This window comes from Candidatus Sulfuricurvum sp. RIFRC-1 (genome assembly GCF_000310245.1).
Taxonomy (GTDB): Bacteria; Campylobacterota; Campylobacteria; order Campylobacterales; family Sulfurimonadaceae; genus Sulfuricurvum.
The window spans coordinates 525212-540610 of the sequence record NC_020505.1 but is presented as its reverse complement, the minus strand read 5'-3'; the positions used below and the strand labels follow the sequence as shown (position 1 = coordinate 540610).

The 15399-nt window shown below is 43.7% G+C and carries 18 protein-coding genes; 4 read left to right on the top strand and 14 right to left on the bottom strand.

The genetic code is table 11. From position 1 onward, the window contains the following. Positions 1-6 precede the first annotated feature (6 nt). The 12 genes from B649_RS02885 to B649_RS02830 all read right to left on the bottom strand — a co-directional run bounded on the left by B649_RS02885 (position 7) and on the right by B649_RS02830 (position 9577). Entirely contained in the window at positions 7-951 is a 945-nt protein-coding gene (locus tag B649_RS02885; protein WP_015653003.1) for a chemotaxis protein, read from the bottom strand. After that, positions 948-1691 carry a metallophosphoesterase gene (locus B649_RS02880; RefSeq protein ID WP_015653002.1) on the bottom strand — a complete coding sequence of 248 codons (744 nt, stop codon included), beginning with the start codon at positions 1689-1691 and terminating at the stop codon, positions 948-950. Before B649_RS02880 ends, B649_RS02885 begins: the two co-directional genes overlap by 4 nt. After that, positions 1681-2694 carry an N-acetyl-gamma-glutamyl-phosphate reductase gene (gene argC, locus B649_RS02875; RefSeq protein ID WP_015653001.1) on the bottom strand — a complete coding sequence of 338 codons (1014 nt, stop codon included), beginning with the start codon at positions 2692-2694 and terminating at the stop codon, positions 1681-1683. Before argC ends, B649_RS02880 begins: the two co-directional genes overlap by 11 nt. Beyond that, positions 2681-3178: a transcription elongation factor GreA gene (gene greA, locus B649_RS02870; protein ID WP_015653000.1), complete on the bottom strand. Its 498-nt coding sequence runs from the start codon at positions 3176-3178 to the stop codon at positions 2681-2683. The genes argC and greA overlap by 14 nt, the downstream gene beginning before the upstream one ends. Positions 3179-3269: 91 nt before the next feature. Then, a complete protein-coding gene (locus B649_RS02865) occupies positions 3270-3566 on the bottom strand; it encodes a type II toxin-antitoxin system RelE/ParE family toxin (protein ID WP_015652999.1) in 297 nt (98 codons plus the stop codon). Next, the gene (locus B649_RS02860) at positions 3553-3771 is read right to left on the bottom strand and encodes a hypothetical protein (protein ID WP_015652998.1); all 219 of its coding nucleotides are present in this window, start codon (positions 3769-3771) and stop codon (positions 3553-3555) included. The genes B649_RS02865 and B649_RS02860 overlap by 14 nt, the downstream gene beginning before the upstream one ends. 40 nt (positions 3772-3811) lie before the next feature. Then, positions 3812-4450, bottom strand: a complete 639-nt coding sequence (locus B649_RS02855) for a tRNA threonylcarbamoyladenosine dehydratase (RefSeq protein ID WP_015652997.1) — start codon at positions 4448-4450, stop codon at positions 3812-3814. Next, entirely contained in the window at positions 4447-5214 is a 768-nt protein-coding gene (gene surE / locus B649_RS02850) for a 5'/3'-nucleotidase SurE (RefSeq protein WP_015652996.1), read from the bottom strand. The genes B649_RS02855 and surE overlap by 4 nt, the downstream gene beginning before the upstream one ends. After that, entirely contained in the window at positions 5215-6513 is a 1299-nt protein-coding gene (locus tag B649_RS02845; RefSeq protein WP_015652995.1) for an ArsS family sensor histidine kinase, read from the bottom strand. Continuing rightward, positions 6510-7172 carry a response regulator transcription factor gene (locus B649_RS02840; RefSeq protein ID WP_015652994.1) on the bottom strand — a complete coding sequence of 221 codons (663 nt, stop codon included), beginning with the start codon at positions 7170-7172 and terminating at the stop codon, positions 6510-6512. Before B649_RS02840 ends, B649_RS02845 begins: the two co-directional genes overlap by 4 nt. A 34-nt stretch (positions 7173-7206) precedes the next feature. Next, positions 7207-9318, bottom strand: a complete 2112-nt coding sequence (gene feoB / locus B649_RS02835; RefSeq protein WP_015652993.1) for a ferrous iron transport protein B — start codon at positions 9316-9318, stop codon at positions 7207-7209. Further along, on the bottom strand, positions 9308-9577 hold the full coding sequence (locus B649_RS02830; protein WP_291750924.1) for a FeoA family protein: 270 nt from the start codon (positions 9575-9577) through the stop codon (positions 9308-9310). Before B649_RS02830 ends, feoB begins: the two co-directional genes overlap by 11 nt. Positions 9578-9716: 139 nt before the next feature. On the opposite strand from B649_RS02830, the gene B649_RS02825 reads away from it, so the two are divergent. From B649_RS02825 to B649_RS02815, 3 genes are read left to right on the top strand one after another with little or no spacing between them, the layout of a single operon-like run. Further along, on the top strand, positions 9717-10670 hold the full coding sequence (locus B649_RS02825) for a DUF6662 family protein (protein WP_015652991.1): 954 nt from the start codon (positions 9717-9719) through the stop codon (positions 10668-10670). 9 nt (positions 10671-10679) lie between these two features. Next, entirely contained in the window at positions 10680-11228 is a 549-nt protein-coding gene (locus B649_RS02820; protein WP_015652990.1) for an FMN-binding protein, read from the top strand. Further along, positions 11225-12076, top strand: coding sequence for an FAD:protein FMN transferase (locus tag B649_RS02815; protein WP_015652989.1), 852 nt, complete (start codon positions 11225-11227; stop codon positions 12074-12076). Before B649_RS02820 ends, B649_RS02815 begins: the two co-directional genes overlap by 4 nt. Positions 12077-12082: 6 nt before the next feature. Here the strand turns inward: B649_RS02815 and B649_RS02810 are convergent, their stop codons facing one another. Beyond that, positions 12083-13297, bottom strand: a complete 1215-nt coding sequence (locus tag B649_RS02810) for an OprD family outer membrane porin (protein ID WP_015652988.1) — start codon at positions 13295-13297, stop codon at positions 12083-12085. A 225-nt stretch (positions 13298-13522) separates the two neighbouring features. On the opposite strand from B649_RS02810, the gene B649_RS02805 reads away from it, so the two are divergent. Continuing rightward, a complete protein-coding gene (locus B649_RS02805; protein WP_015652987.1) occupies positions 13523-14071 on the top strand; it encodes a CDP-alcohol phosphatidyltransferase family protein in 549 nt (182 codons plus the stop codon). Here B649_RS02805 and rmuC read toward each other — a convergent pair. After that, positions 14066-15370 carry a DNA recombination protein RmuC gene (rmuC, locus tag B649_RS02800; protein ID WP_015652986.1) on the bottom strand — a complete coding sequence of 435 codons (1305 nt, stop codon included), beginning with the start codon at positions 15368-15370 and terminating at the stop codon, positions 14066-14068. The two genes, B649_RS02805 and rmuC, sit on opposite strands and share 6 nt — an antisense overlap. Positions 15371-15399: the final 29 nt, after the last annotated feature.

The window sequence follows — 15399 nt, the reverse complement described above, 5'->3', positions numbered from 1 at the left end:
TAACCCCTATTGAATATGAGCACGAACGACACGCGCTACTTCATCGTAAAATAAATTCGAATCAAATTTGACCAAATACGCTTCTCCGCCGGCTTCACGTCCACGCATTTCGCTGAAATGATCGCTAATGGAAGAGTTAAAGACAATCGGTATCATCTTGAAACGCTCATCGGATTTGACATTCGCCGCAAAATGGAATCCATCCATCAACGGCATTTCGATATCCGATGCGATAAGACGGAGTTTAGAAGAAAGGTTATCACCGTATGCATGATACAAATCTTCCAAAATTTTAAGCCCTTGCTGCCCGTCCGTTGCTTCGATAACATCAAAGCCCATTTGCTCCAATGCCTCTTTAATAATACGTCGTGCGGTTGCACTGTCATCAAGAAGTAAAACATGACCGCTAAAGCGATCTTTCCCCTCTTCTAGCTTTCCACGGGAAGGTTGATAGAGACCGAGCTCTTGAACAACCCCTTCCAAATCTAAAATCAAAAGGACACCATCATCTTCAATACGGGTGACACCCGTAATTTTAGAACCGTCCAGCCCTCCGGAGGAGGATATGAAAGAGGCCGGTTCAATATCTTTCCAATTGATTCGGCGGATACGTTTAGCTTCGTGGACCACAAAGCCGATCAGAATATTATTGAATTCGGTAATAATCACACGTGACTCATGGGCCATCTCTTCAGGAGCTTCCACTCCCATCCATGTAGCCAGATTGACGACCGGAATAACCACACCGCGCAAATCGAAAATTCCCTCGATAAACGGAGGGGTTCCCGGTAGTTCGGTTAATTTCGGAAATCGGATAATTTCACGTACTTTAGAGACGTTAACACCGTATATCCCTTCGTATATTTCATCGCCTTCACGCTTAAAAATACGAAAATCGACCAATTCCATCTCATTTGTGCCGACTTTTAAAATATCACCTTGTCCCTTCATCGGGGCTCCTTACGAAAAACTGCTTCGTGTAATAACGGCTGATTTTGGCTTGATTGTACAGTAAAGTATCTTTCATTGCAAGCAAAAGCACCGACGTTAATATAATCTAAATGATTAACTTTGAATATCCGATTTTGGTGGAAATGTCCCTCAATCAAAAGATCGACAGAATCTAGCTTCAGTGATAATAATCGATTTTGGATTAAGTCTTCAAAATGGACAATCTTACGGCAATGATTTTTTCGTTTCATCTGCTTTTCTAACCATGCAACGATAAAACCGTTCCCAAGTGTATCGATAGCTCTCAACCCCGCAAGAATCAGTGGATTACGGATAAGTACCGTATACACTTCATATCCAAACCCCATATGGCTATCACCATGAGAAAGTGCGATTTTTTTACCTTCATGTATCATCATCAAGGGCTGATTTTCACGACGAATCACTTCTGTTTTCGGGAATAAATCACCGATTAAAAAATCGTGATTTCCCTCTAAGTAAATGATTTCAATCACAGTTGAGAGACGGTTGAGTAAATCGATTACCTCTGTATTGTACTCATAAGTTCGAGGTATCGGACCATAAAGCATGTCTAAGATATCTCCCATCAAAATCAGTTGCGGTGTCGTAATCTCACCTGATTCAAGAGCATATAAAAAATCGATAAAAGGGGTGCGCCACGGGGCGCAATGGGCATCTGCGATGAGAATCGCCCCATTTTTGAGAGGTTTAAGGGACATAAGAGATGGTGGGAATTCCGAGAGTTTCGTCCAATCCCATCATGAGGTTTGCATTGACCAGAGCTTGTGAGCTCGCACCGCGCATCAAATTATCGATTGCACACATCGCGACGAGTGCATTACCATGGCGGGTGGCATACACATCTGCGAAATTCGTTCCGGAGGTCATTTTTGTATGCGGTGGTGCACTACGGAGACGGACAAAGGGTTTATTCTTATAAAATGATTCCATAAGCGCCAAAGGATCGCAATCGGTTTTCAACGTTGCATAAACACACGCAAGCATCCCTCGCGTCATCGGAACCAAGGAAGGGACAAAAGTCACTTTCACTTCATTGGCACATAAAGCCGATGCATGCTGTTCGATCTCGGTAGCATGGCGATGCTTGATGATGTTGTAGCAGTTAATGTTGTCATTGACACTGACGTAATGAACGGCACTGCTCGGAGATTTCCCCGCACCCGAAACACCGGTTTTGGAATCAATAAAAATCGGATTAGTAAGATCGATATGATCCAGAAATGGAGCCAGTGCCATCAAAGAAGCGGTAACATGGCATCCCGGATTAGCAACAAGACGAGATCCGGCGGCAATATTACCGTGGAGTTCAGGGATAGAATAGATCGCATGTGAGAGATTGTCGATATCTTCGTGTTCACAGTAAAATGCTTCGTAATTCTCCTGATTCAGACGATAATCGGCAGAGAGATCGACCACTTTTATCCCACGTTCTAACAACCCTTTTGCACTCTGCATTGCGGTTTTATGCGGCAGGGCTAGGAATATCAGTTCACAAATCTCAGCAGCACGGTCAATATCGACTTTTTCAACACTCAAATCGCATACACCCATCAATGCGGGGTGAAGCTCGGAAACCGTTGTAGCACCTTCGGTATTGGCACAATAGACAAGATTGAAAATCGGATGAGAAATGAGCATTTTAACAAGCTCTATACCTGTATAGCCGCTGACTCCGATAATACCGACGTTAATGGGATTCAAACACAATCTCCTGATATTTCACTTCAAGCACTTCAAAGTTTTTGGTTCCGCCGGGGAGTTTTGCATTCAGTTCATCCCCCTCCTCGCGACCTAAAAGCTGTTTAGCAAGCGGAGAGTTAAATGAAATAAGACCCCGTGCAGGATTGCTCTCACATCCGCCGACGATGGTATACGTGACCTCTTGGTCATTGTCTAAATCGGAGAGTACAACGGTAGAACCAAAGCTGATACGAGCGTGTTCAAGTTCGCTCGGGTCCACGATCTGAGCACGTGAGATTACCTCACCGAGTTCCGCGATCCGTGTTCCGATAAAAGCCTGTTTTTCACGTGCCGCATGGTATTCGGAGTTTTCTTTTAGATCACCGTACTCTTTAGCACGATCGATTTCAACATTAACTGCCGGTAAATCGATATTTTTAAGGGTGTTCAGCTCGTCTGATAATCGCTGAAACCCGTATTTTGTCATGGGTTCTTTTTGTTCCACTGTTTACTCCGCAAAAATAAGTGGGGATATTATACCAAAGCTATCCTCCTCGTTACTAAAGGGATAACGTGAAACTCTACTTATAGCATTCTTATGGAAGATTTTCTCTAAAAATATTCACAATCTCCACCCGTTCTTTCGGCTCATTAAGTCGATAGAGAATCGAATACCCTTGGTACACAAGTTTTCGTATCTCTTTGCCATACTCTTCACATTTGCGTCCCGATTCTGGAAAATGGATTAGAATATCACGAATGTACTCTTTTAATCTCGACATATAAGCGAGAGTCATAGATTCGGATTGAGTTTGAATGTAGATGAAATCGGTGATTTTGGTTAATCGATAGGTGGCTTTTTTAGAGAATACGACCGTTTTAATGTTTCGCATACTTTGCCGTAGCCATCTCAAACGCTTCATCAATCCCTATGAATTCATCACGATCGAGTTCTTCAATCGATGTTTTGACTTCACTTTTGATCTTTTGAAAACGCAAAAACTCTACAAACTGGTTCATGAGGCTGTTTTCATCACCATGATACTCGTTTTGGATAAAGCTCTCTAGTTCAGGGTTATTGAGCTGTATTGATAACATCATAACTCCTTTGCATTATTTTAGATTATTGTAGCATAAATCAATACCCGATTCTTCGAAGTGCTAACGAACACATAGCAAGCCCAAATGATCCTGTTACGGCGACGAAACTCCCTTTTTCTTTGATACGGGGGAGTTCTGAGGAGCAGATACAGCTGAAATCGCCTTTGAATTTACGTTTACGCAGTTCATTTCGGATTTTTGAGGCAAACGGGTCTCCTTCGGTTTTCCAGATGGAACGTACTTCGATTTTGGTCGGATCAAGCCGTTTAGCCGAACCGACGGAGGAGATGAGTTTAGGGTAGCATTTTTGGATGAGTGCGAGTTTAGCGCGCATATCATCAATTGCATCGAGGATCAGATCAAAGGAGCTAAAATCGAACGCCTCAACCCATTCGGGGGTGATCTTATCGCTGATGGCAATCACTTCGGGATAGTGCGTTTTGAGCGCTTCGACTTTCAGTTCCCCCTCGTGGTTTTCCGAGTGCATCTGACGGTTTTGGTTTGTCACATCGTAGCGGTCGAAATCGACGATCGTGATATGGCGTACTCCAGATCGGTAAAGACAATCAAGACAAAAACTCCCGACACCGCCGACACCGAGTAGAAGGATGTTAGCGTTTTGAAGTTTTGCGTGCGTCTCTTCTCCGAATACAAGCTTCGTGCGGGTATGTCTCATAGCCACTCTCGCAATTGCTGCATCGACTTATAGGCACTCATATCGAGTTTGATCGGGGTAAGAGAGACTTTTCCCGCTTCAATCGCTTCGAAATCACAAAGTGCACTCCGCTTTTCACGCGGTTTATACTCCAAAGGATGAAGCCCGAGCCAGTAGTATTCCATCCCTCTAGGATTACGGTGCAGGTGGGCATCATTGGCGTAGTAGCGATATCCCGCATAGGTGACGGCAAATTCCAATTCTTCGACATCGTGGGGAATATTGACATTTAAAAACTCTCGCTCGTTCAACGGAAAATCCCCTGTCAAAATTTTCTCGGCAAGATGACGGATCGCTTGTTTGGCCAATGCAAAATCACCGACGGGTTGAGTAAAATCCATTACTTGTGATATTGCAATAGCAGGGACATCGTGCAAAACCGCTTCCATCGCCGCCGCCGCAGTTCCAGAATAGGTAATATCCTCACCCATGTTGGAGCCTTTGTTAATCCCGCTAATGAGTAAATCGGGTTTGGACTCTTCGAAAAGCGAATGCAGCGCAAGGTAGACGCAGTCACTCGGAGTTCCGTCATCGAGTTTATAAAAATCATCCCCGACACTGATAAAGCTGAGCGGTCGCGTAAGTGTCAGCGAATGTCCGCACGCCGATTTCTCCGTTGAGGGGGCAACAACGGTAATCTGACCTAACCCATCCAATGCTTCGATAAGAGCCAAAAGCCCTGCCGATTCGTATCCATCATCATTCGTGATCAAAATTTTTTTCATCTATTTCCTTTTAGATTTTAGCGGAACAAAAATAAAGCAATTACGATCCCCACGCCGTTCATATGCCAACACGTATCCATGCTCTTTTAAAATTGCGTCAACAATGTAAAGGCCCAACCCGAAACTGTCTTTCGTCGGGTGATCTTTGGTAAAAGGTTCGATGTAGTAGCTAAGCGGTTTTTTCAGCGGTTCGCCCAAATTACTAAAGAGAATCTCTCCTCCTTCTACCGTTATCTCCATTCTTTTGTCGGGAGAGTATTTGATTGCGTTGTCGATCAAATTTTTCACCGCAGTGACAAACAAGCGATAATCAACTTCCATTTTGATCGACGTATCAACGTTACAGCTCACCGAATCATAATCAACCATTGCCGAATCGACGGCACCGTCAATGATATCGACCAGACGATACTCTTTTTTCTCATGATACTGATTCCCCGATGTAATCTCCTCAATCAGTGCAAATTCACCGATCAAAGACTCCAGCCGCTCAAAAATACCTTCAAACCTTGCTTGCTGTTTTTCATCGCTGAGCATGGTTGCCACTATCCGCCCCTTGGCAATCGGGGTTTTAAGTTCATGCATGATATTACGCAAAAAGAGGGTGCGCGATTCGATCAGCGAGCGGATTTTGTTTTGGGTGGTATCGAGTTCATTCGCAATCAACGCAATCTCATCACTCCCGTCGATACGAAATCGTACCCCCATGTCCCCTTCCCCGAAACGGGCAATCTGTTTGCGTAAACGACGCAGCGGACGCAAGCGATAAATAATAAGGGCAAATGAAACCATCAAAACGAGCATCAATGTTCCATAGGCTGAGATTAAATTGACCGGATGATAGGGTTCAATGTCCCGATCCAGAAGAAGGACACTGTGACGAGACGATTCAACCCAAAAATAGATATTACCTCGATATTCGATCATCGAGGTAATCACCTGCTCGGCTAAATGGGTTTCAAATGGAGCGTCTGAAAGGGTATACTCTTCCATCACTTCATCCCCGTTCCCGTCACTTTTGAGAATTTTCCCTTGACGGATGATCGTCTCATATACCCCTTCATCACTGATCTCTTCGAGATCATACAACGCCAAATTAGCCTCAAACATCGGCTCTGAAATTTGCTTAATAATATAGGTGTGATAGATTTGACTAATAAGGGAGTGTTTGGTGAAAATGTTATCGATATGTTTCGTGCGATTGATCTGATAAAGCTGATAAAAGGTGTAGCTGACACTCGATACAGTTACGACGAGCGCAAAGGCTACGGTTGCAAGAACCGCATTATTTTTAATCATTTTAACAGTTTGTAGCCGATGCCACGGATCGATTCAATCAGAGCTTTATCCCCGAGTTTATTTCGAATACGCCCCATCATAACATCAATACTTTTGTTCGAAGAGTCTTCGTTGATCGCTGAAACATTATGAATTAAATCTTCGCGCGACACCACCATCCCCTGTTTTTTGATCATATGGGCGAGAATCCCGTATTCAGCGTTTGTCAGTTCAAGAGGACGCCCTTTGTAGCTGATCTGCATCGCGGATTCGTTGAGTTTAAAATCACATGCAATCTCAGATGCGGCTACGGATGCAGCGTCGTATCGGCGTAACACCGAGTGGATACGGGCTTCAAGCTCTCGCGGATCGTAGGGTTTTGGGAGATAATCATCGGCTCCGAGTTCGAGGGCATTGATCTTGTCGGTCACATCTGAACGGGCTGAGGAGATGATGATAGGGATATTTTGACGTGCACGAATCGCTTCGCATACTTCCAATCCATCCATACCCGGCAGAGTCAAATCGAGGATCACTGCATCAAATTTTTCCAATTTGAGAATGCTGAGCGCTTTAAACGGATCATCTTCCGTCGTGACTTGGAAATCATACTGTTCTAAAAATTCGGTGAGGATCTCGGCAAGCTCGAGATCGTCTTCTATCATTAATATTTTACTCATGCTGATATTGTAACAAAGAGTGGTTAATGATTACCTAACTCAACCATAATGTCAAATGATAGGCGACAAATGCCAGCGAATAGGCCACGATACTCGTAAAGAGAAATAAATAGCCGAAATACTTGATTCCTCCCGCTTCACGGGTAAAGACAACCGACGCTGCCAAACAGGGAAGATACGTCATGATAACAATGATAAACGCCACTGCGGATGCAAAAGGCATCTGAGAACTGATCGTAGAGATGAGAGAGTGATCCGCTTCGGTCGCATCGCTTCCGAGTGAATAGAGAACCCCCATCGTTGAAACTACAACCTCTTTGGCCGCAAGCCCCGTCTGTAATGCTACCGCCATTTTCCAATCAAATCCCAAAGGTGCAAATACCGGCTCGATAGCATGACCGATTTGACCCAAAAAGCTCTGCGAAAGCTGCGCTTCAGCAAGCTGATTTTCGAGAGTTTTCACTTCATTTTCCGATACTGCGGCCTCAATTTTCACTCCAAATAAAGCGTTTAGAGAAGCGTCTTTCGGATAGGTACTGAGAAACCATACGAGCAATGATGCAGCGGCAATAAAGGTCCCCGCTTTTTTCAGATACATCATCGTCTTCGTTACGACCGTATGCCAGATCAGTTTTACGGAGGGGAGACGGTATTTTGGCATCTCCATAACGAACGGTTCATCAATCCCTTTGAACGCCGTTACTTTCAAGATTTTTGCCACAACCAACCCGATCATCGCGCCAAGAATATAAATTCCAAAAAGGATATTTCCCGCCATTTCAGGGGCAAAAAAAGCTCCTGTAAAAAGGACATAGACGGGGAGACGTGCACCGCAGCTCATAAATCCGATGACAAAAAGGGTCAAAAGGCGATCACGGTCATTTTTAAGAATCCGTGCCGACATATACGCCGGAATCGAACATCCGAATCCCGATACAAGAGGGATAAAAGACTGTCCGTGCAGACCAAATTTGTGGAAAAACCCGTCCAGCAAAAAAGCAACCCGTGACATATACCCCGTTGATTCGAGCAGGGCGATCCCGACAAAAAGGATCACGATATTCGGGACGAAAAGGACAACTGCCCCTACCCCCGCGATGACACCGTCTACAATGAGAGAACGAATTTCATTATTCCCGATTGTAGCGCCTACAACCTCTCCGAACCATCCGAAAAAGGCATCGATCCAATCCATCGGAATGGAACCGATTTCAAAAGTGAGCTGAAATAACGACCACATGAAAAAGAGAAAAATCGGAATACCGAATATCGGATGAATCAATACCGAATCAATCTTCTCCGTTGTTGTTTTCTTCAACGGTGTTTTTGGTTTAACTTTTACCGCTTCAGCGATGATACCACGGTTAAACGAGAAATATTCTTCCGCCAATGCCTCTTTCATATCATCCGTATCGTGGTGAAGCAATACGTGACGGTCTGCTTCGATCAGCATCGGCTGCAATTCTGTCCAAATCGGATTGTCATGCAATACACGATAGGTTTTTTTCTCTTTTTGCAAAAGGTTGATTGCAATATTACGGTTGGAGATTGACGCTTTGAACTTATGTTTATCAAGGTAATCGGCGATCATATCGATCTCTTCTTCGACGGCTTCGCTAAAGATCAGTTTTTGCTCTTGATATGAGGCCTCATGGGTTTTTATTACCGCTTTCATAAGCGCTTCCAAACCTGTTTTCGCCGCCGCAGAAACCCGAATACACGGAATCCCCAATAGCTGTGAGAGGTAGGGTGCGTTGATATCGATCCCCTCTTTATCCGCTTCATCGGACATATTCAGAGCTATCACCATTTTTTTGCTCATCGTCATAAGTTCGGCGGTAAGTTGAAGATTTTTTTCCATATTGGTCGAATCAAGGACATTGATGATTAGATCGTACGACTCATTACATAGATAATCGTGAGTTACTCTCTCTTCAATCGAATAATCGGTAAAGGCATACGTTCCGGGGAGGTCAACGACGCTGAATTCATACCCGCCGTGTTCAAATGTGACTACGGTTTTCTCAACCGTTACCCCGGTAAAGTTTCCGACATGCAGCCTCGCATTGCCGATCGAGTTAATCAACATACTTTTGCCGACGTTAGGCTGCCCGACAAGAGCTACGGTAATTTTTTTAACGGACATCGGACACCTCGATCAACTCGGCTTCTTCGCGGCGCAATGCAATATTGACATTCCCGATTTTAATCTCAAACGTGCTTTTAGTCATCCCGCATTCAAGCATTTTTACCTCGGCACCTTTCATCAGACCAAATGAGATGAGGCGCTGTTTGAGAGCTCCGGTAGCATTGATTTTTATCACCTTGCATGACCCGCCTCGAACGCATGCACTTAAAAGAGTCATTGAGTTGTTATCCATTGTATTACCAATTTTTTGCGACATTATAACATGTTTATTGACAATCATTCTCAAATATTAAACAATAATGCTTATCACTATTGACATTTACCTTTGATTTACTCTATACTTCGACAAATACAATTGATATAGATTATCAATATATTTACATCAGGAGTACCCTATGAATCAAAAACTGTTTCTATCTTGCTTATGTGCAAGTGTTCTTCTCTCTCCACTCTTTGCTGATGAAAATCTGCTGGGATTTACGAAATCCTCTGAACCGCTCCCTACAGGTGCTATCGATTTTGTTCAACATTTTGAACATCATGGCGATAAAGGATCGGGAAGCTATAAAGCCCTCTATTCCAAAACAGAGCTTGAATACGGTGTAACCGATAAATTTACCATTGCAGGCTATATTTTAGGTCAGTCGGTCAAAACTGAGGGAATTATCGTCGATGGCTATATCCCCGGTGATCATTCCGGCGGTTTTGAGTTTTCAGGATTTGAGGTGTCAGGAAAATATAATTATCTCAGTGCTGCGGGAGATGATTTTGGACTCTCTAATTATTTTTCCTATCGCCACCTCTCAAAAGATCCCCATTCGGGTCAAGACAAAACTGTCGATACCTTTGAGCTTAAACTGTTAGCTCAAAAATATTTTCTCGACGGACAACTCATTTGGCTTGGAAATCTTGGGTTAGAAACTACACGCGCGCAACGAAAAGCACTCCCTACCAGTCAATGGAATCATCTTAATTCCAAAGGATTCTATGAAACTGAGACTGAAGCAACCGCTAACAGCGGAGCAGTGTATGATTGGCCAACCCATCCTGAAATGGAAATCGGGATTATGGCTTCCACCGGAATTTCGTATCGATTTATGGACAATTGGTTTATCGGAGCTGAATATGTCTATGAAAACGAGAGCGAAACCGAAGTGGGTATCGAACGTTACAGCCATTATGCCGGTCCCTCATTACACTATGGCTCACAAAAATGGTGGATGACACTTTCCTATTTACGCGAACTCAACGGTGGGGGAGAAGCATATGATGAACAAGATGATGCCAATTTACATCTCATTGAGCGTACTAAAGACAAGTATTATTTTAAAGTCGGATTTAATTTCTAGGAGGAGATCATGAATACCAATACGTGGCTATTAACCCCTGCACTCATATTGAGTGCAGTACCGGCAATCTATGCCAAAGATTTTAGTTTTCAATATCCGACCTATTCGGAATCGCAAAAATCATTTTTTCCGCAAGCCACTACCTTTGTCCCCTCTGATATTGTTTTGCTTGATAGTGAAATCGATCAAGTGGAACAAATGAGCAAAGTGCGTGTACGTGATCCCAAACAAAAAATTTGGAAAGTGGAACAAAACGGTCATCAAATCGGCTGGTTTATCCTTGACAAAGTGATCGGAAAGCATGAACTTATTACGTATTCAATAGCACTTGATATGAGTAACAAGGTCAAAGGAATTGAGGTACTTGATTTCAAAGAGAGTTATGGTGAGCAAATTCGTGAAATCCAATGGCGTGCCCAATTCATTGGCAAAACACACAAAGACTCACTCAAACTAAACGGTGATATTCGTAATATCAGCAGTGCAACCCTCTCATGTAAAAATGTCACCAACGGTGTCCGCCGCGTACTCGCCACGATGGAAGTTAAATTCAAATGAAACAACGTTCTCGCCCCCTTTTGGGGACGTTTGTCGAAATATCTGTTCCAACGAACAGCGCACCGGAGTGCCTAGATAAAGCATTCGAGGGCATTGCTTTTATCGAATCAGTTTTGAGCTTTTTTAACCATGAATCAGACGTTTCTCGCATCAATGCACTCTCCCCCAATACCCCTTTAACTATTCATCCTCATACCTATAGGGTTCTCTCTTTTGCACAAGAACTCTCTCGTCATAGCAACGGTATTTTTGACGTCACAGTTGGTAATACCCTCGCACAAAAAGGTTTTTTACCACAAAAAGATTATCTGATGTATGATGGAAAGTGGAGCGATATCGTCCTAGGGGAAGATTCATCTATTCTGCTGACCAAACGAGTATGTATCGATTTAGGTGGAATTGCGAAAGGATATGCCGTCGATTGCGCCATCCAAGTACTACGTGAATACGGTATCACGTATGGCAGTGTCAACGCGGGGGGAGATTTACGTGTTTTTGGAAGCACTCCTGAGTCTCTTATCGTCCGACATCCCATTACACCCACTCAAACGATCTATTTAGGTGAGTTATTACACAATAATGCCGCCGCTACCTCTGCCGGATATTATTCCCGAACCAATGAGTCGTTACCTATCGTTCACCCCCATCGCTCTCAATGTATCAATAGCTATGAGAGTGTCACTATCTTGGCACCTACATGCATGATTGCCGACTCACTCACCAAGGTATTTTTAATTGACCCGCACAATTCACATCCATTGCTCTCTCATTACAATGCGCGAGTCTTCCTCCTGCGTTATGATGAAGAACAAAAAATCCTCAACGTCTTTGATTCCAAAGTCTCCTAATGCTCTTTAGAAGTTATAGCTGAGACGAACAAGAAAACGCTCATATCCGCCATCATAGGTGAGGTCGAACTCATCCACAGCCGTATTCTTATTTTTATCATCAATCATTGCATAGCTTACTTCGGCATTTAACCCTTTGCTCACTTCATAGGTGGCTATGAGATCGATCTCTTTAACTTGCATATCTGCCGGAGCACTTTTGAAATTTCCATACAGTGCACTCAACATCAATCCCTCAATTCCGGCATTTGCCATATCGAATTTTGCACTGAACTGATACGCTTTGACGTCCTCAAATCCGTCAATCGTCATCTCTTCCATTGAGGTGAGGTATGGTCCGCCGCCGAAGCCGTTTCCTATAAAGTTACCTTCATAATTTGATACTTTGTTATACGCTGCACCCACACTCACCATTCCGACATTAACACTTGCTCCGATACCGTATACATTGCCGTCCAAACCACTATTATTTTCTTCGGAAAAATTTGCAAATTGTCCGACTAATTCGACCCCCAGAGTCTCATTCATAGGGATAGCATAGATCGCATCGGTATAGAAAGCCTTTGAAAGTTTATTCCGATGATAGAACCACCCTTGTAGGGTAAGATTCTCAATGCTTTCGTTCAAAATACCGATAACGGATGCACCGTCACTTTGATGATTGGATCCAAATTTTTGAAACTCGCTGATACTGTCATTATGCCCTTGCGGAGCATCGTATCCTGCCCAACGTATCATGTATCCGCCGACCAAAGTTGTCCCCTCGATTCCCCTGTAGGTTGCCATCGCTGCTTCAAAGCTATTGGGGTGCATACGGATATCATCGGAATCGGCTAACGGCGTATCGATCAATTGACGTCCGACACGGAGGCTTAGATCATTCGTGCTGTAATCGATATACGCTTCACCTACATATGCAAATGATTTCCCTTCAGTATCAAAAAAATCCGGATTGAGTCTAGCATCATTACCGGTTGCAAAATGGAGCTTTTGAGACACATATGCGGCGACACCGAGCTTAATCTCATACCATGCCGCCGTTTCATATTTCAATATACCTCCGATAGAAGTTCCGTAGGTATCGGTATCCACCGCATTATCCTGATTTACATACGCAGCACGAATCTGTCCACTTCCCTTTCCCTCACCAAACGCTTCGTCGATACTCGCACTATTTAGTACAGCAACTGCTACTAAACTCATCATAACAGTTTTCTTCATTTGTATCCTACATATTTGTACCAAATGAATTTATATTCACTTTTAACAGAAGTATAACTTTTCGATATAAAAAAAATATTATATTTTTACATTCTTATAAAATATCAGGACCAAACTGATTTTTAGCCACAACCACGTAATGATAACATGTTTTATTATCATCTATACCTTTTTCGATTTCGTTATAATGTCAAATAAGTACAGTAATATGAAAACGGAGCATTAATGCAATTTCTATGGCGTTCTACCAGTCACTTCAATTTAGCCAATCTCGTTACGATGGCCAATATTACCTGCGGGTTATTAGCAACCTATTTCATTACACAAGATCAGTTTATGATTGCCGTCATCTTGGCATGGATGGGGGGCGCATTTGACATCATTGACGGGAAAATTGCCCGTAAATTCGGTCTATCGAACGAATTCGGAATTCAGCTCGACTCTTTTGCCGATTTCCTCAGCTTCGTTCTCGTACCCACCTTCTTTATCTTCCAAGGGGTCTATACTCACCTCTCAGGCATTCCTCTCATTATTACCTCAATCGCTTCGATCTACTATGTTATCAGCGGTCTTCGCCGTCTTATCCAGTTTAATATTAACGCCGATGCGGGAGAGGTAGCCAAACATTTTACAGGAGTTCCAACACCGCTGGGGGCGATTTTGCTGTGGCTAGTATGGCTTGGGTCAGGGTTTATCGGATGGATGGGGGTGCTTGCCCTCATGATACTCATCGGAGCGCTACTTAATTCAAAAGTGAAGATTCCGCACCTATAAAATATCTTCTTCCACCTCTGTTAAAGAGGAAGGAAGCAACTTTTTCGGCTTTAACCCCAGTTTCCGCATCGACTCGACGCGACGGATCAGATTCCCTTTTCCGGTTGAAAGTTTGTTCATCGCACCCTCATAGCTTTTTTGAGTACGTCCGATCTGCTCACCGATCTTCTCCATATCCTCCACAAACGCTACCAGTTTTTCATAGAGAGCTTCGGCGGATTCGGCAATCGCTTTGGCATTACGCTCTTGGTATTCGCTTCGCCAAATGTGCTCGATGGTGCGCAATGTCACGAGAAGGGTCGATGGAGAAACAACAACGATGTTTTGTTCATACGCCGTTTTAAAGAAGGTGTTATCCTGCTCCAGTGCAAGGAGAAACGCCCCCTCGATCGGCATAAAGAGGAGGACGAAATCGAGGGTGCGTACCCCGCTGAGTTGTTCATAGCGTTTGGAGCTTAATCCTTTAATATGAGCATGGATCGAGAGAAGGTGCTGTTTCAGTGCATGAGCGCGATCTTCGTCGTTTTCGGCACGGATAAAGGCATCATACGCGACGAGGGAGACTTTTGAATCGATGATGATATCTTTGTTCTGCGGGAGATGGACGATCACATCGGGACGAAATTTTTTCCCCTCTTCATCGCTGAGGGTGCTTTGGATATCGTACTCATGCCCCTCACGTAAACCTGATTCTTCTAAAATCCGTTCCAACACGATCTCGCCCCAGTTCCCCTGCGTTTTATTCTCTCCCTTGAGTGCTTGGGTGAGATTGATCGCATCTTGGCTGAGCCGTTCATTGAGGGTTTTAAGGCGTAAGATTTCGTCTTTGATACTTTGACGCTCTTTTGCATCGTGAATAAACTGCTCTTTGCTCTGCGTTGCAAACTGGGTAATCTGCTCACGGAACGGTTTGAGGAGGAGATCAAGTCCTTTGGTATGGGCTTCATCAAAGGTTTTCGCTTTTTGTTCAAAAATCTGTGTGGCAAGATGTTCGAACTGAGCTTTCATTTGCAGTTTTGCTTCATCGAGGAGGCGAAGCTTCTCTTCAAATGAGCGTGAGGACTCTTCGTGGCGGGTATGGAGCACCGCGTAATCGCGTTCTAATGCGTGGTACTCTCTCTGGCTATTCTCTAACTCTGCTTGGAGTTTGCCTTTGAGTCTCTGTTCTTGTGCATACAGTTCTTGGATCTGTAATGCACGCGCTTCGAGGAGTGCGTAGTGTTGACGGGATTGATTCCACATCCACATGAGTGTTCCGGCAGCACTAAAGCCTATAAGTGTAGTTATTTCATATATCATAAGAGTGATTATAACCCATCACTCCTAAG